17 protein-coding genes are annotated in these 18760 nt (G+C 52.1%); 8 read left to right on the forward strand and 9 right to left on the reverse strand.

The features are described 5' to 3' along the window. Positions 1-54: 54 nt before the first annotated feature. The 3 genes from NNL21_RS30485 (at position 55) to NNL21_RS30495 (ending at position 3433) form a co-directional block, all read left to right on the forward strand. Positions 55-1563, forward strand: a complete 1509-nt coding sequence (locus NNL21_RS30485; RefSeq protein ID WP_204821961.1) for a sulfatase family protein — start codon at positions 55-57, stop codon at positions 1561-1563. A 255-nt stretch (positions 1564-1818) separates the two neighbouring features. After that, on the forward strand, positions 1819-2316 hold the full coding sequence (locus NNL21_RS30490; RefSeq protein WP_204821960.1) for an LURP-one-related family protein: 498 nt from the start codon (positions 1819-1821) through the stop codon (positions 2314-2316). 181 nt (positions 2317-2497) lie between these two features. Next, entirely contained in the window at positions 2498-3433 is a 936-nt protein-coding gene (locus tag NNL21_RS30495; RefSeq protein WP_204821959.1) for a DUF6612 family protein, read from the forward strand. A 105-nt stretch (positions 3434-3538) separates the two neighbouring features. Here the strand turns inward: NNL21_RS30495 and NNL21_RS30500 are convergent, their stop codons facing one another. Beyond that, positions 3539-4075 carry a winged helix-turn-helix transcriptional regulator gene (locus tag NNL21_RS30500; RefSeq protein WP_204821958.1) on the reverse strand — a complete coding sequence of 179 codons (537 nt, stop codon included), beginning with the start codon at positions 4073-4075 and terminating at the stop codon, positions 3539-3541. Between the two features lie 23 nt (positions 4076-4098). Further along, positions 4099-4461, reverse strand: a complete 363-nt coding sequence (locus tag NNL21_RS30505) for a VOC family protein (protein ID WP_204821957.1) — start codon at positions 4459-4461, stop codon at positions 4099-4101. Between the two features lie 170 nt (positions 4462-4631). On the opposite strand from NNL21_RS30505, the gene NNL21_RS30510 reads away from it, so the two are divergent. Further along, the gene (locus NNL21_RS30510; RefSeq protein WP_204821956.1) at positions 4632-5582 is read left to right on the forward strand and encodes a helix-turn-helix transcriptional regulator; all 951 of its coding nucleotides are present in this window, start codon (positions 4632-4634) and stop codon (positions 5580-5582) included. On the opposite strand, the gene NNL21_RS30515 is transcribed toward NNL21_RS30510, so the two are convergent. Both NNL21_RS30515 and katA read right to left on the reverse strand, forming a co-directional pair. Beyond that, on the reverse strand, positions 5554-6537 hold the full coding sequence (locus tag NNL21_RS30515) for an aminoglycoside phosphotransferase family protein (RefSeq protein WP_204821955.1): 984 nt from the start codon (positions 6535-6537) through the stop codon (positions 5554-5556). The genes NNL21_RS30510 and NNL21_RS30515 overlap by 29 nt on opposite strands. A 186-nt stretch (positions 6538-6723) precedes the next feature. After that, on the reverse strand, positions 6724-8169 hold the full coding sequence (gene katA / locus NNL21_RS30520; RefSeq protein ID WP_204822003.1) for a catalase: 1446 nt from the start codon (positions 8167-8169) through the stop codon (positions 6724-6726). Positions 8170-8415: 246 nt separating this feature from the next. On the opposite strand from katA, the gene NNL21_RS30525 reads away from it, so the two are divergent. Both NNL21_RS30525 and NNL21_RS30530 read left to right on the forward strand, forming a co-directional pair. Continuing rightward, positions 8416-8964 (forward strand): GNAT family N-acetyltransferase, encoded by a 549-nt coding sequence (locus NNL21_RS30525; RefSeq protein ID WP_204821954.1) that lies wholly within the window; start codon positions 8416-8418, stop codon positions 8962-8964. A gap of 43 nt (positions 8965-9007) precedes the next feature. Continuing rightward, positions 9008-9400, forward strand: coding sequence for a (deoxy)nucleoside triphosphate pyrophosphohydrolase (locus tag NNL21_RS30530; protein ID WP_204821953.1), 393 nt, complete (start codon positions 9008-9010; stop codon positions 9398-9400). 74 nt (positions 9401-9474) lie between these two features. Here NNL21_RS30530 and uraA read toward each other — a convergent pair whose 3' ends face one another. The 5 genes from uraA to NNL21_RS30555 form a co-directional block, all read right to left on the reverse strand. Continuing rightward, positions 9475-10779: a uracil permease gene (gene uraA, locus NNL21_RS30535; RefSeq protein ID WP_204821952.1), complete on the reverse strand. Its 1305-nt coding sequence runs from the start codon at positions 10777-10779 to the stop codon at positions 9475-9477. Between the two features lie 207 nt (positions 10780-10986). Further along, the gene (locus NNL21_RS30540) at positions 10987-11817 is read right to left on the reverse strand and encodes a sugar phosphate isomerase/epimerase family protein (protein WP_204821951.1); all 831 of its coding nucleotides are present in this window, start codon (positions 11815-11817) and stop codon (positions 10987-10989) included. Then, positions 11814-12806, reverse strand: a complete 993-nt coding sequence (locus NNL21_RS30545) for a Gfo/Idh/MocA family protein (RefSeq protein ID WP_204821950.1) — start codon at positions 12804-12806, stop codon at positions 11814-11816. Before NNL21_RS30545 ends, NNL21_RS30540 begins: the two co-directional genes overlap by 4 nt. Positions 12807-12957: 151 nt before the next feature. Then, on the reverse strand, positions 12958-13743 hold the full coding sequence (locus NNL21_RS30550) for a helix-turn-helix domain-containing protein (RefSeq protein WP_256555589.1): 786 nt from the start codon (positions 13741-13743) through the stop codon (positions 12958-12960). Between the two features lie 52 nt (positions 13744-13795). Next, on the reverse strand, positions 13796-14650 hold the full coding sequence (locus tag NNL21_RS30555) for an SDR family oxidoreductase (RefSeq protein ID WP_204821948.1): 855 nt from the start codon (positions 14648-14650) through the stop codon (positions 13796-13798). A gap of 387 nt (positions 14651-15037) precedes the next feature. Between NNL21_RS30555 and NNL21_RS30560 the strand changes: the two genes are divergently transcribed. Together NNL21_RS30560 and NNL21_RS30565 are read left to right on the forward strand one after the other, a co-directional pair. After that, positions 15038-18181: a GxGYxYP domain-containing protein gene (locus NNL21_RS30560; RefSeq protein WP_204821947.1), complete on the forward strand. Its 3144-nt coding sequence runs from the start codon at positions 15038-15040 to the stop codon at positions 18179-18181. A 146-nt stretch (positions 18182-18327) separates the two neighbouring features. Next, entirely contained in the window at positions 18328-18747 is a 420-nt protein-coding gene (locus NNL21_RS30565; protein ID WP_204821946.1) for a pyridoxamine 5'-phosphate oxidase family protein, read from the forward strand. Positions 18748-18760 lie beyond the last annotated feature (13 nt).

An 18760-nucleotide genomic window follows, 5' to 3' on the forward strand; every position in this document is an offset into this window, starting at 1 on the left:
GAGAGGCGAGCATCCCTCTCTTCTTTATTTAAACGATATTAAGGAGGTATGGCCATGTCGCCAAAGAATGAACAAGCGCCGCGCCGTCCGAACATTCTGTTCATTCAGACGGATCAGCAGCGGGTTGATACGCTGCGCAGCTACGGTGGACAAGTCTGCCAGACACCGCATCTGAATGGCCTTGCGGAGGAAAGCGTCGTATTCGAGAACGCCTACACCAGCTGTCCGGTATGTACGCCGGCCAGGGCTTCGATGCAGACGGGCATGTACCCGTTCAAGCACGGGATGCAGACGAATGGCTACGGTATGGGCAGCATGGTGCAGGAGCTGCCGGATACGCCGCGGCTGCTTAGCAGACAGCTGGAGGAGCAAGCGTACAGCATTGGCTATACGGGCAAGTGGCATCTGGGCTTCGGGCCGGAGATGGGTAAGTACTTACGGGAGAATCTCGCCTATGTGCGGTTTCCGGATATTGCCGCCGGTATCAAATCCATGCCTACCGATGTCGGCTATGAAGGCGACGATTTCTCCGGCCACGGCGGCGGGGGGATGAATTACCCGCAATTCAAGCAATATTTGCAGGATAACGGATTGACCTGGCAGGAAGAGAATAAAGTGAGCGGTCACTTCGAATTTCATTACGCCTCCGAATTGACCTCGCCGATCGAGTCTACCGTTGAATACTACCTGACAGAGCGGGCGATCCACTATATCGATCAGTTTCGTCAGCGGGAGGAGCCTTTCTTCTTCTCCTTAAACTTCTGGGGACCGCACGAGCCTTACGTCGCGCCGACGCGCTTCCTCGACTTGTACCGCGATGCGGAGCTGGAGCCGTGGCCGAACTTCTACGATGACAACAAGGGAAAACCGTCCATTCATCAGATCAAAAAAGGGAATACGAAGGAATGGGCCGATTTCATTCCGTATATTAAACATTATTATGCGGCTATGAGCAGCATCGATGAGCAGATCGGGCGGCTGCTGGCTTACTTGAAGCGGCATGATCTGTACGAGAATACCGTTATTATCTTCACTGCCGACCATGGGGAATCGCTTGGCATTCACGGCGGCTTGTGTGACAAATCGTTCTTCATGTATGAAGAAACCTGCCGCATCCCGCTCATCGTCAAGCCTGCCGGCGATCGGGCGGAGCCGCGGACGGAGGCCAGCTTCGTCGGCACGTGCGATATCCATGCAACGATTCTCGATCTCGCAGGCGCAGGGTCGCCGCCGCGCGGAGCGGACGGCAGGTCGTTCGCCCCGATGCTGGCCGGAGAGACTGTGGCTGAATGGCCGGATTGCATCGTGACCGAAGGCGCTGGCCTTGAGGCTGCTATGTTTACCCAGCGTATGCTCCGCAAAGGTTCTTACAAGTATGTATTCAACTGCGGCGATCTGGACGAGCTCTATGATCTAGAGTTCGATCCTCATGAGCTGACGAATCTGATCGACCGTTCGGATTACAAGCAGACGCTTGCCGATCTGCGGCAGTCGCTCGCAGACTGGATGGTCCTCCACGAGGACAGCCTTCTCAAGCAGTTCAAGCGGATGCGGGTCGAGTAGCCAAGTCCAAAGGGGTAGGATCCAATGTCATGGTGGTGCAGGGAATGTCCTGTACCGCCATTTTTTGATTCCTCTTCCTTCATCGATCAAGAAAAGAAGGAGATACTCCCCATAACCATGATCGATAGAACAAGGTTCACTCCATTGTGCTATGCGCTGCACATAACGCCAGATCATGAATCATATAAGAGAGGGTTGGCAGTCTCGAGTAGAAGCCTTACCATAGGGAATACAAGGATCGGGGAGGGAAAGCGTATGACGTTGTATTTTCGGGACAACTTTTTTAGCTCCGGCATGACGGAGATTATGAACGATAGCGGTGAGACTGTGGGCGAGCTGGATTTGAAGAGCTCATTCAGCGCATCGCTGGATGTTTGCGATTTGACCGGCCGGACGTTGTGCTCGGGGAAGTTCCCGTTCTTCTCAGGCAGATGGGAAGTCACGGACGAAGACGATCGCTTGTTGGGGGAGCTGCGCTCCCGAATGAGCTTCTTTTCTCAGCGGTACGAATATGATGCGGGCGGACGGGGCCTCTACGAAATCAATTCGCCCGCCTTCACCCAGGATTACTTCATTCAACGCGAGAACGAAGGTGAAACGGTAGCGACCTTCGAGCGAACGAGCGGTTGGCTGCACTCGGGTGCGTACAGCTTGGAGAACTATTCGACGGAATTGAGCGACTATGAATTGGTGGTGGTCGTGCTGGGCGTGCATGCGATTCGGAAGCGGAGATCGAACGCTGCTGCGACCTAGCTTCGCGAAATTCAAGTGCCCGATCATTTGTAGACCGTATTGGCATTCATTCAGGAAAATAGTTCTACCTTTGTGCGGGTTTGGGTCTTATTGTCTACATTTTCGGGATAATATCCCCTGTCACACCTCTGCAAGAATTGGTTAATATAAGAAAGAATACAAATCTTGGGAGGACGAGTAATTGAAGAAGTGGACAGCAGGACTATTAACAGCAATCATGGTACTAGGAATTACAGCAGCATGCGGCTCGAAGGAGCCGGTCGACTCGAATGCCGGCAGCGGCAACAAAGGCGGCAACGCTGAGCAGACGACGGGCGCTGGCGGTAACGCCGGATCGACGGGCGCCGGCAATTCGAATAAGGAGACGGGCTCGCTCCCGACGGTAGAGGAACTCATTGAGAAATCGACAGATGCAAGCATAGCGTTAAAGAGCTTCTCCATGGATGCCAAAGTGAATCAGAACATGACGATGTCGCAGGGCGACCAGAAGCAAGAGCAGAAGGTCGACATGAATATGAAGACGGATGTCATCAAAGAGCCGATGCAAATTTACCAAGAGATCCAGATGGAAATGCCGCCGCAAGGCAGTCAGACCATCAAGCAGTACATTATGGAAGACGGCATCTACTCGGAAATGAACGGAAGCTGGATGAAGCTGCCTAATGAAATGAAGGATCAGATGATGGCCAGCATGCAAAGCTCCTTGAAGCCGGAAAGTCAGATGGAGCAGTTCAAGACGATCGCCAAAGATACGAAAGTCACAGAAGAGGGCGGCGATTACGTGATGACGGCCGAGCTGTCTGGGGATAACGTGAAGGAGATGGCCAAATCCCTGATGAGTCAAGCCGGCGGTGCGAATGAGCAAGCAGCAGCTATGCTGGATAACATGAACATCAAGAGCATCAAAATCTCGTATGGCGTCAACAAAGACACGTACCTGCCCACCAAGTCCGATGTGAACATGACGATGGATATGAATCAAGAGGGCCAGAGCATCACGCTCGAGATGGTCATGACCAGCACGATCTCCAAGCACAACGAGGTCGGCGAAATCAAGGTGCCGCAAGAAGCGCTGAATGCACCAAGCACTCCAACCGATTCAAGCCCTGCTCCATAAGACCGATGAAAAAACCGAATCCAACAGCGGATTCGGTTTTTTTTGCGGGATAATCGTATTGCCCTCCCCGCCAAAGTGGAGGCGTCTGCAGCTTGTAATTGTGACCTATACGATTGAACGCAAATCGACTGACAATTGACGAACCGGTTGTTTCGCTTGGCTGTGGAGCTGATATAAGAATGAAGGGCGGGGTTGATCGGTTATCAGCTTGTCGATGGCCCCAAGATTATGCAATTCATCCAATCGCATAGACAACGTGCGCGGCGTAACCCGCTGCAGGGCATTCCGAATTTCCTGAAACCGTTCATGCTCAAAGTTAAGCGCAAGCAGAACCGACAGGTTCCACGCTTTGGATGATAGACGGCCATAGCCGAGGCCGCGTTCCGCAATTTGAATGGTGGATGCTGCTTCTCGATAAAGCAGTCCCTTCTCGGTCAATACATACTCAGGCAGAGCAGGGTGGCGGCGTTCATGCGGCGATAAATGTTTGAGCAGGCCGTTCTCTTCCATTCGTTTCAAATTATCGCTTAGCCGTGCAGGCGTTATTTCGAGATGGTGCTGCATAGGTGTAAAGCGTCCTCTGCAGCTATCCAGCGCCAGCAGCACGGGGACGGTCCATTGGCCGGACAGCTCCTGCGACAATTGAAGAATCCGTTCCTCTGAACTCAGAGCGGACTCAATACCTCGGACAACATGAGGCTATGTCCGTCTGGATCGATAAAAGTAGCTAATTTGGCCATGCCCGGGACCGTCTCGGTTTCGCCAATGAAGGTAACGCCCTTGTGCTCGAGCACTCTCCTGGATTCCTCGATGTCGTATACCTCGAAAACGGTGGAAGAAGTGGAAGCGATAACCTCGTTAGCTTCAGAAAATCCGATCACGCAGTCCTGCGTACTCGTATTCATCATCGCCATCCCTGATGCAGGGTCGTGAAACAACGGTTCAAATCCAAGCTTCTCTTTGTAAAAGTCAATTGTAGCTTCCATACTTTTCACGTTATACCATACTGTGACGCCTGGTCTAAACATAAGTCACCTCCGGGGTTTACTACCGATAGTATACTGCATATAAAATCGATAGTAAAGGAAAGTTTTACATTCGACGATAGACATATCGACGTCTAAGGAAGGAATATTCTTCCCTCAGCCGAATTAGTAGTCTATAGGTAAATAGAACTAGACGACTAAGGAGCATCAGCATGATCGACAAAGTGATCCGTATTTTCAACATGATTAACGCCATTCAAGCGAACCCGGGGATATCGGCCGCTGACCTTGCGCTGAAGTGCAATGTGACCATTCGAACGATCTATAGGGATATGGACATTCTGAGCCTGATCGCACCCGTGACCAATGAAGGCCGAGGAACGGGCTACCGCTTTATCGGCAAATTCTTCCTCTATCCGCTTAATTTCTCCGAGCAGGAAGCGCTCGTCTTCTCGCTGCTGCCATCGGTTCTGGATAAGGACAAGCTGCCTCCGGGCTTCGACACGGCCTATGACAAGGTGCTGGCTACGCATCTGAAGGAGAAAGCGAAGCAGAACAGTATCATCGAGAACATCACCGATATCATTCAGATGGGAACGCCGGCGTACCGCAAAGAAAGCCCGAATTTCCTGCAGCCGATCATTCAAGCGATACTGGACCAGCATTCGATTGACACGGTGTATCACACGCAATCCAGGGATGAAACGACGCAGCGGAGAGTCGATCCGTATTACCTTGTACCCCGCGATCAACGGTTCTATCTCATTGGCTACTGCCATTCGGCACAAGCCATACGCACCTTCCGGATTAGCCGGTTTCAGCATGTGGCCATTACGAGCGACGCCTTCGACAAGGGTGATTTCAATATTAAGCAGTATTTGAAGAACACGTGGTCCATCGACCGCGGCGACAAGAATGTGACGTTCAAGGTGCGATTCAGTCCCGAAGCCGCGCGTTACATCAAGGAAGAGGAGCTGTTCGTTCATCCCCGGATGAAGGACCAGAAGGATGGCAGCCTACTGTTTGAGGTCACCGTCAACAACGAGAAGGAGTTCGTCCAGTGGATTCTCAGGTATGGCCCGAATGCGGAAATCTTGGAGCCCAAGTCAGTAAGAGAAGGCTTGAAGCAGCAGCTTAGTCAGTGGATGGAGCTGTATCAGTAGAAACTCCCGGTATCGAGTCGAGTTCCTCCAGTTCTTTCTGCAAACTGTCATGGGTATCGGCTCTTTCCTGTTCCGTCTGGCTATCGAATGCAAGCTGCTCGATCCATTCCCATAGATCCTCCAATTTTCGCCGGATTTGATAGAACAGCAGTGCGTTTGGATTGATGACATAATCGGGATGGGATTTGCGATAAATAGTCATAAATTCATCGAAATAGGGCTTGTCTGTCAGAAACATGAGATCAGCTTCCACGGGAGCCAGCTTCAAGCCCTCCCAGTCAATCAACATCAACTGCCCACCTGCTTGCATCAAATTCCAGTTGTGGAGATCCGTATGGCAGAGCGCCATCCGCAGGATGGTATTTTTCAAGCATTCTGACAGATTATAGAAGGTAACAATGATTTGCTTGATGGTTTCTACATAGGGATCCAAACGTTCTCTCACATCGCTTGGGAGCCGATCGTACTCCTTGTTCAAGGCATCTTTCAGCAGCGGAACAAATGGAGCATGGAAGTGTTCCTTTATGGCATGGGTATCTAACGGTATTTCTTCTCCATAGGAATGAAGCTCCGATAGCATCGCCGAAAACTGATGAATTTGACCTTTCGTTAACGTTCGTTTCCCGATGGTTTCTCCATCGATGTATGCATAGAGCAGGTAAATGCCATGGTCATCCTCGCATTTGTAAAACCCGTTATTTGTTTGGATCGGAACAGGAATCTTGCCGTGCAAATCTGTATTGTTCATGAGCCATACTGTAATGGGAACATACGAATCGATGAGAGCCGTCCATTTGGAAGTGGAGGCTCTCTCCTTGTCATAAGCCTTCAGGAAATAGGATTGTTTATTGTCGGTCACCTTATAAGCGAGTGCCGCCCATCCGCCCTGCTGAGGGGAAATATCTACGTTCTCGAGACCATAATGCGTGCTCAATATGGTTTGTAATGCATTCATAAGTTCTCCTCCTGTTCGCCAGCCTAAGTCATATCGCTCTCTTCATCAAGGGACAAAGATATTAAACTAAGCATAGACTTATTCTACAATAAGTGATCCAGCCCTCTATAAGAAACATTCAGCAACGTCGGAATGCACGAAGCCTTAGACCATAACGCGGTCCAAGGCTCTTTAGCGTTCGATAATTTAAATGAATTGAGATAGTCCAAGTCCTTCCGCAACGCGTCTGCCGTACTCAGGATCGGCTTTATAGAAGTGTCCGATCTGGCGGAGCTTGATATCGTCTTTCTCGACGGGCATCATGGCCCCGACGATATTCTGAACCAGCCGCGCGCGCTCTTCCTCGCTTAACAGCCGGTACAAGTCGCCCGCCTGCGTATAATGATCGTTATGATCGTAGGCTGTGCTGTCCGCAGAGCCGGATACCGGATAAGCGGCTGGCTTGTTCTCAGGAGACTCCGCCGGTCCGCCATAGCTGTTGGGCTCGTAATAGACGGAGCCGCCGCCGTTCTGATCGAAGCGCATTTGGCCGTCGCGCTGATAGTTGTTCACTTCATTGCACGGCCGGTTGATTGGCAGTGCCTGATGGTTGGCGCCGACACGGTAACGATGGGCGTCGTGGTAGGCGAACAGTCGTCCCTGCAGCATTTTGTCAGGCGATACGTCAATACCGGGAACGAGCGTGCCTGGCGAGAACGTCGCTTGTTCCACCTCGGCGAAGTAGTTGTCTGGATTCCGATCGAGCACCATTCGGCCCACTTCGATCAGCGGATAATCCTTCTGGGACCATACTTTGGTCACGTCGAACGGATCGAACCGGTAGGTGTCGGCATCTTCGAGCGGCATGATCTGTACATACAATGTCCAAGCCGGGAAGTCTCCGTTGTTAATCGCGTTGAACAAATCCTCGGTATGATGATCCGGATTCTCGCCGGCAATTTGCCGTCCAACTTCCTCGGTTAGATTCTGGATGCCCTGCTCCGTCTTGAAGTGATATTTGATCCAGACGCCTTGTCCTTCTGCGTTCACCCACTTGAAGGTATGACTGCCGAAACCGTGCATGTGGCGGAAGGTCGCCGGAATACCGCGGTCTGACATTAGAATGGTCACCTGATGCAGCGATTCCGGGGATAAGGACCAGAAATCCCATACCGCGTTCGGATTTTTCAAGTGCGTTTGCGGATGGCGCTTCTGCGTATGGATAAAGTCCGGAAATTTGATCGCATCGCGAATGAAGAATACGGGCGTATTATTGCCTACCAGATCATAATTGCCTTCTTCCGTATAAAACTTCACCGCGAAGCCACGCGGATCGCGTACGGAATCAGCGGAACCGTTCTCGCCAGCAACAGTCGAGAAGCGGATGAACATAGGCGTGCGTCTGCCTACCTCGGATAAGAAATTCGCTTTGGTATATGCGGTAACGTCATTCGTCACTTTAAAATAACCATGCGCCCCGGCGCCTTTGGCATGAACGACACGCTCGGGCACGCGCTCCCGGTTGAAGTGGGCCAATTTCTCCAGCAGGTGAACGTCTTGAATTAATGTCGGGCCGCGTGAACCGGCTGTCATGGAATTCTGGTTATCCCCTACAGGGGCACCCCAGCTAGTCGTCAGATTGTTCTTATCTATCGTCATGCACAATCACCTCGTAGTCAGATTTTGTATGACTTCATTGTAGAATAAGTAGAGAAGTGAAATCAATATTAATTTAGAATTATTACAATTAATATTTGATGAAGAAAGACTCAGTTGAACCTCTATCCGGTATTTAATTGTCCCATGGAAGGATTTGGGGGTGGTCTTCCTGAATATAGTTGAAACCTATTCATTGCCAAGCAGTTGTATGCATGTTCGAAACAGGATAAGGGGTGACCTATGCAGCCGACATTCGAAACAGAAAGGTTATGCTTAAGACCGTGGAAGCTAACGGATGCAAGTTCAATACGGGAGCTTGCGGGGAGCAAGGAAGTAGCCGCAACAACATTGTCCATCCCACATCCTTACCCAGAAGGAGCTGCGGAGTCATGGATTGACGCGTGCCATCATCGTTCGGCAGAAGGCAATGGTTACTCTTTTGCCATCACGAGCAAAGACCAGCATACCTTGCTCGGCTGTATAAGCTTGAATGTATCGAAGCCTCACAGGAGGGGCGAGCTTGCTTATTGGTTGGGAAGAGCGTTCTGGTGCAATGGATTTGCTACGGAAGCGGCGAAGCAAATCGTCCATTTTGGATTTCACAATCTACATCTGAATAAAATACATGCGGCAGCGATGACGAAGAATCCAGCCTCCTCCAATGTGATGATCAAGGTGGGGATGGAGTATGAAGGAACGTTCAAGCAGCACATTATGAAGTGGGATGTGTACGAGGATCTGGTTTATTATGGGCTGGTCAGAGCCGATTATGAGAAGAGGAACGGATAAGAAAGGATGGCGCCCTAGGCCGTCCTAAGGGATGTGAAGTGAGATGATTAAAGTAGCAGCAGCGATTATTGAAGATGAACAAGGCAGGCTGCTTATTGCGCGGCGCAGGGAAGGCAAATCTCAGGCCGGGCTTTGGGAATTCCCCGGAGGCAAGCTCGAAGGTGAAGAGTCCGTGCAGGAATGCCTCCGGCGCGAGCTTATGGAAGAGATGAATATTGATATCGAGCCGTATGCCCTATTCGGCGCAAACGATCACTGGTATGGCGAGATCCATATTCATTTGATCGCCTACAAGGCCACTTACGTGAGTGGAGAAATTGTATTATCCGATCATGATGATTACCGCTGGATAACCCCGGACTCTTTCGCAGACTTCGAGTTTGCGCCGGCGGATATCAAGTTTGTGAAGATGTTGGAGCAGGAACGGATACCGTAGCAACCATCCTGCAGATAGCACAAATCCCCTTTGACCGTCTGAAGTCAAAGGGGATTCGTGTACATACTGCTGAATTAATGTCCAGCTGCCTCGTGATCATTGCTTAGCTTGGTCACGTCGAACAGCTTGAACAGCAGGCTGAAGATGATGGCAACGACGGTAGCCAGAGCCATGCCCGATAGCGAGAAGTCGCCGATCGACACCTTTACGCCGCTAAGGCCGGTAACAAGCACGATTAGCGTTAAGAACAGATTGGTCGGTTTGCTATAATCCACTTTCGATTCAACCAGCATCCGGAACCCGGATGCGGCAATGACACCGAACAGCATTAAAGAAACGCCACCCATAACGGCTTCGGGGATATTAGCAATGAGCGCGGAGAATTTGCCGAGAAATGAGAGCAGAATCGCGATGACCGCCGCGCCCCCGATGACGAAGGTGGAATATACGCGGGTAATGGCCAGTACGCCAATGTTTTCACCGTAGGTCGTATTTGGCGTGGAACCGACGAAGCCAGACAGCATGGTTGATAGGCCGTTACCCAGCATGGAACGGTGAAGGCCCGGATCCTTAGACAAATCCTTCTTGACGATATTGCCTGTCACGATGAGATGGCCAATATGCTCGGCAATGACAACGAGCGCAGCCGGCACAATCGTCAGAATTGCGCCCCATTCAAATACAGGGGAGGTGAAGGTAGGGGCATCGATCCAGTTCGTCTTCGAAATGGCATCGAATTTAACGAGTCCCATTAGACAGGCAATGACATATCCCGTGACGATTCCGATCAGAATCGGAATAATACGCATAAAGCCGCGGAATAGGACGGAGCCGAAGATGGTCACGCAGAGCGTGATGCACGAGAGCGCGATGATGCTGGCGTCAGGAGCCCAGACAGCGGCTTTCTCAGGCTCGGCTGGAGCAATCCAGCCCGCCATCCGGGCAGCGGTCGGGACCAGCTCCAAGCCGATGACGGCAACGATGGCGCCCATGGCAGCCGGTGGGAAGACGATGTTAATCCAACCGGTTCCCGCCACTTGGATGATCCAGGCAAGAATGGTGAACACCAAGCCTGCGACGATGAAGCCGCCAAGCGCAGCCGCATAGCCGGCCTCTTCGGAAGCATAATTGCCGATAACCGCTCCAGCCGGAGCGATAAAGGCGAAGCTCGATCCCAGATAAGCAGGGATTTTCCCTTTACAAATCCACAGATAGAGCAGCGTGCCGATGCCGTTCATCAGCAGGCAAATCGCTGGATCGACCCCGAGCAAATTCGGAACAAGCACCGTTGATCCGAACATGGCGAATAGATGCTGAACGCTCAGCATCAGGCTTTGCCCCATGGGCGGTCTTTCATGAACCCCTACTTCAGTTCTCATGGTACAGCTTTCCTCCATTTAGGTATGTTATCTTTCTTGACAATATCTTTGTTGATTCTACCTAGTAGCCTGTCCACTTGGCAAGCGTTTTCTTGCGGGAGGGTAAGAACCGTGCCGAAAAAGCTGTGATACCGCTTCAGCATTTCCGAATAAAAGAAGCCTCCAATCCACCGGGTAGTGGATTGGAGGCTTTATCCTTACATACGGCTACTTCGCATCGCCGCCAAAGATAATATCGAGATGACGTGACGTGTCATAGACGAGCTGATGCGGGTTGGCCGCATAGATCCCCAGCTCTGCCGTCACGGTATCCGTATAGTTGATTTCCTGCAGCGCCTCACGGACGGCCTTCCAATTGACGTCCCCGGCCAGCAAGGAGACGAAGCCGTTACCATTGCCAACGCCTGTAAGGAAGTCCTTCACATGAATTTTGAAGATGCGATCGCCCAGGATCCGGATCCACTGCTCCGGATAGCCGTAGAGCAGGACGTTGCCTACGTCGAAGTAAGCACCAACATAAGGCGATCCAATATCATCTACATAACGTGCCATCTCAAGAGGGGACAGCAGAAACTTGTTCCACACGTTCTCGATGCCGATGCGGGTTTTGCGCTTCTCGGCTTCCTTGGACAGCAGCTGTACTTCCTTGTGGCTGCGCTCGTAGCATTGATCATAGGATGTATCCGGGTTAACGGAGCCCGGTACGACGAGGACCGTGTCCATGCCGAGCAGCTCGGCCAGCTCCAGCTGCTTCGTAACCACGCGGCGGCCTTGCTCACGTACGGAAGCATCTGCTGAGGACAGTGGGTACTGCCACAGCAATCCGGTCGACAGACTGCGCAGCTGCAGTCCGTGATCGCGGGCCAGCTTCCCGATCTTCTCGGCTTCCGCGGCCGTCGTATCCAACGTCAAGCCGATGCCGCCGGGCTCATACAGGTTTAACTCTACCGCGCCAAATCCGGCGTCGCTGCTGATGGCCATGACTTGCTCAAGCGGCGTGTCGCCTTTAAAGCACCATTGGTTAATGGATTTAATCATAGGGACAGCTCCTTCGCATGATTAATAGTAATGGCCTTCCCTGCAGCGGCAGACTCGTTGGCTGCGAGCGTAACGGCGAGGGTATCGGCGGCATCGGAGAAATCGCCCAGCAGCAAGCCTGGCTGGTTGGTACGGATGGCTTCGATAAACGCTTTATCCTGCTCGTAATAGAAGTCGACTTCCAGTACTTCCGTCAGGTCTTGCGTATCATCCACGATCCGCAGCGTATTCACGTCAACGGAGAGGAAGAAGTTGTGTCCATAGAACTCCGTGCCGCCCTTACCGACGTACTTGGACAGGCAGCTGCTCGTGATATTGCCGATCGCGCCGGATTCCATGACGAACGAGACGGTACCCACATCATACGCAGTGGCCTCTGGATCAATATTGTGAATGTGGCGCTGCTCGTGATAGGCATGAACTTCCTTGATATCGCCAGCTAAGTAACGGATCAAATCCAGCTGATGCGTGGACTGCTCGACCAATTGACCTCCGGATTGCTCCATCATTCTCCACCAGCGTACGCCCGGCATACCGCCAAGACGGTAGGACAGGACCATATCGATCTGCTTGTCGGCCAGATAGGCTTTGGCCTTGGCAACGGTTTCTAAGTAACGCAAGCAGTAGCCGGAGGTATGGATAATGCCGGAATCTTGTATAATCTTCTCTATCTTACGAACCTCATCCATATGTAAACCGACCGGTTTCTCCGCTAACAAGTGAATGCCCTTGCGAGCCGCAGCCACTTCTTCCGCTCCCGAGCGTGCGAACGGAGGTGTACATATGAATAAAGCGTCCACTTCTCCGGAATCGATCAGCTCGGCACTGCTCTCGAAGGATTTGGCGCCGTACTTTTCGGCAATTTCCTCGGATCTTGCTTGGTTGATGTCATAGACTGCAGTGATTTGGGCGTGCTCGATCTTCTGCAGGGTGTTAATATGATGCTCCGCCATACCGCCAACACCGATAAAACCAACTCTAACTGTCATAATTAACATTCGCCTCCCAAATCGATTCGACTAAGATAATGGCCCTTTATCAAACCTCAGGAGTAGAATAATCGATTCGGAGATGCTTGTATTTATCGAAATCAACAATAAATTTACGCAAATCGCCATCGGAGACGTGAATGTGCGACATCTAGCCGAGCTGCTGCATTTTACGCCATTCGGTCGGAGAGACGCCTTCCGCCGATTTGAACCATTGCGAGAAGGAGTGCAGCCGGGTGAAGCCGATTTGGGCTGCGATTTCCATGATCTCCTTGTCGGAGGAGCTTAGCAGCCATTTGGCCTCGGTCATCCGGCACTGCTGCTGATATTTCTTGGGACTCATATGATAAATTTGCTCGAACAGCCGGCGGAAGCCGGCCTCCGAGAATCCGGCAAGCGCAGCCATGCCCGAGATCTGCACGCCCTCCTGCAGATTCTCGCGGATATAATCTGCCGCTTTGGTGATGGTGAGCGATTGCTGATCCTTCTGCGAATGCTCCAGCAGGAAGAGTACCATCACTTCGATCCACGAGACATAGTTCCTCGTCTGTTCTTTTAATTGAGAGGACTTGATGCGCTGCCACTCCCGAAACAAGCGTTCGAATCGATCCTTATCCAGGCGGGAAAGGGCGAAGAGGGTAGGCTTCTCTTCGCTTACGAGCATCTGCAGCAGCTCTTGGATTCGAGTAGGTATGCCCTCCAGATGAATAACCCCGTAGCGATTTTTGCCAAGCCCCTCGAAGAGGTGGGGGATATGGGAAGGAATAAGCACCACATGACCAGCCTCCAAATCATGCTTGCCCTGATCCCACCCGAAGACGCCGCGGCCTTCTAATAATATACTGATCTCGAAGGTAGCATGCCGATGTAATCCAGGATCCTGCCAATCCTCATCGAACGTACCTATGAAGCTTCGAATTTGGAATTCAGTGTGCATCGGATAATCCTCCATATGGATGTAAATGACTCAGATGTGCCGCCTGAAGGAATTACTTCCCCTTGCGAGTCATCTCGGCGAGCAGATCCCATTGCTGATCGGTCACATCAAGAAGGTCGTTGAACTGGCCGGCGCCCTGAAGCCACTCTCCTCCATCAATGGTGACGACTTCGCCGTTGATATAGCCGGCATAGTCCGATATGAGATAGGCGGCCAAATGAGCAAGCTCCTCTGTGGTACCTGTCCGCTTGAGAGGAATGCGGTTCATCATCTGCTGCTCCAAATCAGGTGTAGGCGCAAGTCTCGACCACGCCCCTTCTGTCGGGAAGGAACCTGGAGCAATAGCGACCTGCCGGATACCGTGCGGAGCCCACTCGACGGCTAGCGAACGGGTCAGAGCGAGCACGCCTGCCTTGGCAGCGGCCGAGGGGACGACGTATCCCGAGCCTGTCGAGGCGTAGGTGGTAACTATATTCAGCATCGTGCCGGCAGTGCCCTGGGCAATCCAACGCTTGCCCACTTCCAAAGTCATATAGAAGGTGCCATGCAGCACGATATTCAAGACCGCATCGACCGCCCGCGGAGAGAGACGCTCGGTGGGGCTGATGAAATTTCCCGCGGCATTATTAATGAGGACATCGATTCGGCCGTAATGCTGCTCGACGGCATCCACAAGCTCATGAATTTGGGCGGGCTCCCGAACGTCGCAGCTTTTGTAGAACACTTCTTTACCGGCAGAGCCCATTTCCTCAGAAGCCTTCTTCAGCACTTCCTCGCGGCGGCTCGTAATCGCGAGCCGGGCTCCCAGCTTCAGAAACATTTCTCCCATAGCGCGTCCGAGTCCAGTAGCTCCGCCTGTAATGAGCACGACTTTGCCTTGTAATAAATCCTTTGCGAACGGTCCCATCTCATCACGCTCCTATGCCAGGAATTATGCGATCGAAACAGCGATGCGCGAGCAGCGCCCATAAAGAATCTCTATAACTAATATAGAACAATTCGCTGGGATATGTGTAATAAATTGTTTATGAAAGAAGGGCAGGGGAACATTTCTAATGGAATAAATACATATCATATATATACAATATATATAATTTGTTATATGCTTATCCTGCTCATTAGCACTCATACAGCTATTAATTTGTAACCGTTACCATTCGGGAGAGGAGGAGTGCGCATCGGAAGGGCTTGCCTTACATTATGCAGGGGGCTTTCCGTCATGAGATGATTCTGTCCGTAGAATAACGACCGACGACAATGATCTAGATTCCCTATTAAGCGGAGGAGGATTTTGATGCACAAACGCAAGCTTTTATCGCTGTTCTTATCGATTTGTCTGGTTGGTTCGCTTATAGCCGGCTTGATGCCTGAGCGTGTCGAAGCACATTCGAAGGGAAAGGATTCCTACTACGAGAAGGCAGCTTACCGGGCGAAGAAGCTGAATGTTATCAAGCTCAGCGATATGACCCCGTCGGAAAGCGTGATGATCGCAACGCTGCAGGGACTGATTGCGAATAAGACCTCGGAGCAAATTTACATTTTGCCGGAATCGGGCAATTATGGGCAATGGCTTCAAGATCTGAAGAGCAAATACGGCGTGAAGATCAAGACGGTCGATAATCCTTGGAAGCTGCTGAAGCAATACAAGTCTTATATCAAGGGTTATCTGCTGTGGGAACAAGGAAACAGCTCGATCAATGCAGCCTCTTCGCTTGCCCATCTGAAGGACGCGGTGCTGGTGGAGAAGGGGGACGTGCGGAAGGCGAAGGGCTTCAAGCAGGTCATGGATCTCTCGAGCAAGGACGAGGCTTGGGTCAAGGCCAACTATTGGAACCGGTTGAAGCATGACCTCTTTATTGAACAGAAGGGCGAAACAAGGGAAGAGCTGGCAGGGGGCATGGGTCCGAAGCTGCGCGACTATGCGGCGATGACAGGCGCATTCACCTTCTACGATGGCAACAGCGATTTCCGCAAGTCAGTGCTCGCCGATGCGGACGATGATTCCGTCCTGCTCGGCTGGGGCGATGCATCCGGTGGCGAAGACCGCTTCATCATGCCGAGCTCTGAGGCAGGCGTATTCACCCTGCCTGCAGATCACGCGTTCAACCTGTCCGTATTGAGCGGGTTCACGCTGCAAGGGCTGGAGCAGAAGCAAGCCGATCCCGTAACAGCTGAAGACAATGTGCATTATGTGTCCTTCGTCATGTCCGACGGCGACAACATCCAATGGATGCTCAACGACTTGGCGGAGAAGGGGAAGCCTTGGTTCGGGAATGCGAACCGGGGGGCCTTTGACATGGGATGGGCGGTATCGCCGAGCATGATCGACTTAGCGCCGACTGTCGCCAAGCGCTTCTACGATGACGCGACTAAGAAGGATGCTTTCGTAGTAGGTCCATCCGGCGGGGGCTACATGTATCCGAGCAAATATCCGGAGGCGGAGCTCGATTCCCATTTGAAACAGTTGAACACCGCTATGGGCAGAATGGATCTGGGGCTTGTGGAGGTCATCGATTTCAATGCGTTCGAGAGGATGGACATCTGGAATAAATATACGGCGCAGCCGAATGTCGACGGTGTCATTTATTTGGAGTACAGCAATCACAAAGCGTTGAACGGTGCGATCAAATGGGCGAATGACAAGCCGATCGTAACGCCGCGGGAAATGCTATGGGAGGGCAACGCGGGCAGTGACAACGCAAGCGTGGTCAATCATATTCGCAACGCGGCCCGAAATCCGAAGAGTGCGGTAGGATACTCTCTCGTACTGGTGCATGCCTGGTCCAAATCGATGGATGATGTCAAATCGGTCATCGATCAATTCGGCGAGGATGTGAGGGTTGTTACGCCAGACAAGATGGTCGAATTAATTAAGCAGAATGTGCCGCAGCAAGGCCCGGATGCGCCGAATAAGGTGTATGAGGCGGAATCTGACTTCGGTCATAACACGGGCAAGCTCGACGGTGACGGCTGGTCCGCCAATGCGGCGGAGCATGCCCCAGGACATATGCTGTTCGGACCGAACGCGGCGGATATCCCGGCCGGCCGCCACCAAGTCAAGTTCCGGACCTTAATCGATAATCGGACAGCGGATAACAGCCGCGTGCTGAACCTCGATATTTTCGATGTCACAGGCAACCAGGTCATTGCTGAGAAGGCGGTCGTCAAGTCACAATTTCAGGCGGCTAATACCTATCAGAATTTAGTGCTGGAAGCCGATTTCGTGGAAGGGCACACCTATGAATTTCGCGCCTGGTACGACGGCAATGCTTACGTGAAGATCGATCGCGTGACCGTCGTGCTGGAGAACAATCTGGCGCAGCGCCTGTATGAGGCGGAGAACGACTTCGGACACAACACAGGGAAGCTGGACGGCGACGGCTGGTCCGCCAATCCGGTAGAGCATGGATCGGGGCATATGCTGTACGGGCCCTATGTGGCGGATATCCCGACAGGCGTTCATGACGTAACCTTCCGGATGATGGCTGGCGATATCGCGGGTGCGGATGCCGCCGTTGCCAGCGTGGATATCTACAGCCCAAGCTTCGATCAGGTGCTGCGATCGGTGGAGCTGAAGAAGAACGATTTTGCCGCTCCCATCACGTTTCAGGATATTACGCTGGACGACGTGAATTTCTCGTTGGGCAGCACGTATGAGTTCAGGGTCTATTTCAACGATGCCGTTAACGTGAAGGTGGACCATGTGCGGCTGGATATGCCGGAGCTTGTCGTGCCGGACACGGCGTCCATTTATTTTAAATTCAGCGGGGCTGATGTCGACTCACTGGCATTCGGAACGGACGCGGGGCAGAAGCAGCTTCAAGCTTGGGGCAAAGCAAGCCAGGCAGGGAAGCCGGATGTCAATGTAACCGCGAATGCGGTCTGGTCGGTCGTGAGCGGCGGGAATACCGTCAGCGTAAGCGACAGTGGGATGCTGACAGTGCTGGGAGCAGGCGAAGCAGTCGTCAAGGCGGCTTATAATGGTCTGGAAGCCAATATCTCTATTCGGGTATCGGACACCTACGAATACCGTATATTCGAAGCGGAGAGCGATTTCGGCCATAATACCGGAGCAGCCGACGGGGATAGTTGGCACGCGAATACGGTTGATCATGGACCCGGCCATATGCTGCACGGACCGGGGGTTACGGATCTTCCATCCGGCAGTCATCCAGTCATTTTTCGAATGAAAATCGATGTTAATACCGGCTCATCGGACCGCGTGTTAAACTTGGATATCTTCGACGGAACGGGCAACCGGGTCGTAGGGGAAAAAGCGATTCTTCGGACGGATTTTACGTCTGCCGACGGTTACCAGGATTTTGTCGTCAATGCGGATTTCGTTACCGGGCATTCCTACCAATTCCGGGTGTGGTATGACGACAACGCGGCCATTCATGTGGATAAGGTATCCGTCCGGATACCCGCGGCAAACTAATTTCTATGCAGCCAGCCGTATAGTGGAGAGCTCGATTGAGAGATCGGGCTCTTTGTTTGCGTGAAAATGCTTTTGGGTAAAATAAGGGTGTTGGTTTGCTTGAAGTTTCTTACACATACAGGTGAAACCGGAAGGAGAATCAGACGATGCAGGAGACGAAACAGCTGGAGAAGCAAATTGCAGATGTATTGAAGTCCAATCAAATCTGTTCGTTCGGCACGGTGGACGGAAATAAGCCGAAGGTTCGCTACATGGCGCTGTTCAGCGAAGGTCTGGACATCTACTTGGCTACCAACAGCAAGACGGATAAAGTGGACGAGCTGAAGAACAATGATAACGTGCATATCCTGGTCGGCTATGACGGGAAGCGTTCCTCGGATATTCTACAAATCGAGGCAGTGGCTGAGCTGTGCAAGAATAACACGCTGCGGGAACGGTTATGGAGCGATGCCTTCAAGGCATGGTTTGACGGGCCGCATGATCCGGAGTACATTATTCTGACCATTAAGCCGGGCAGAATTGAGTATATGAGCGAGGGCGCAGAGCCGCAGCGATGGGAGCGTTAAGCGCGAACAAGCG

This window comes from Paenibacillus mendelii (genome assembly GCF_024498075.1).
Classification (GTDB): Bacteria; Bacillota; Bacilli; order Paenibacillales; family Paenibacillaceae; genus Paenibacillus_Z; species Paenibacillus_Z mendelii.

Bases quoted from the DNA above. Each gene is read 5' to 3' on its own strand.
- NNL21_RS30485 (WP_204821961.1), top strand. From the start codon at position 55: ATGTCGCCAAAGAATGAACAAGCGCCGCGCCGTCCGAACATTCTGTTC.
- NNL21_RS30490 (WP_204821960.1), top strand. From the start codon at position 1,819: ATGACGTTGTATTTTCGGGACAACTTTTTTAGCTCCGGCATGACGGAG.
- NNL21_RS30505 (WP_204821957.1), bottom strand. From the start codon at position 4,461: ATGTTTAGACCAGGCGTCACAGTATGGTATAACGTGAAAAGTATGGAA.
- NNL21_RS30510 (WP_204821956.1), top strand. From the start codon at position 4,632: ATGATCGACAAAGTGATCCGTATTTTCAACATGATTAACGCCATTCAA.
- NNL21_RS30515 (WP_204821955.1), bottom strand. From the start codon at position 6,537: ATGAATGCATTACAAACCATATTGAGCACGCATTATGGTCTCGAGAAC.
- NNL21_RS30525 (WP_204821954.1), top strand. From the start codon at position 8,416: ATGCAGCCGACATTCGAAACAGAAAGGTTATGCTTAAGACCGTGGAAG.
- NNL21_RS30530 (WP_204821953.1), top strand. From the start codon at position 9,008: ATGATTAAAGTAGCAGCAGCGATTATTGAAGATGAACAAGGCAGGCTG.
- uraA (WP_204821952.1), bottom strand. From the start codon at position 10,779: ATGAGAACTGAAGTAGGGGTTCATGAAAGACCGCCCATGGGGCAAAGC.
- NNL21_RS30540 (WP_204821951.1), bottom strand. From the start codon at position 11,817: ATGATTAAATCCATTAACCAATGGTGCTTTAAAGGCGACACGCCGCTT.
- NNL21_RS30545 (WP_204821950.1), bottom strand. From the start codon at position 12,806: ATGACAGTTAGAGTTGGTTTTATCGGTGTTGGCGGTATGGCGGAGCAT.
- NNL21_RS30550 (WP_256555589.1), bottom strand. From the start codon at position 13,743: ATGCACACTGAATTCCAAATTCGAAGCTTCATAGGTACGTTCGATGAG.
- NNL21_RS30555 (WP_204821948.1), bottom strand. From the start codon at position 14,650: ATGGGACCGTTCGCAAAGGATTTATTACAAGGCAAAGTCGTGCTCATT.
- NNL21_RS30560 (WP_204821947.1), top strand. From the start codon at position 15,038: ATGCACAAACGCAAGCTTTTATCGCTGTTCTTATCGATTTGTCTGGTT.
- NNL21_RS30565 (WP_204821946.1), top strand. From the start codon at position 18,328: ATGCAGGAGACGAAACAGCTGGAGAAGCAAATTGCAGATGTATTGAAG.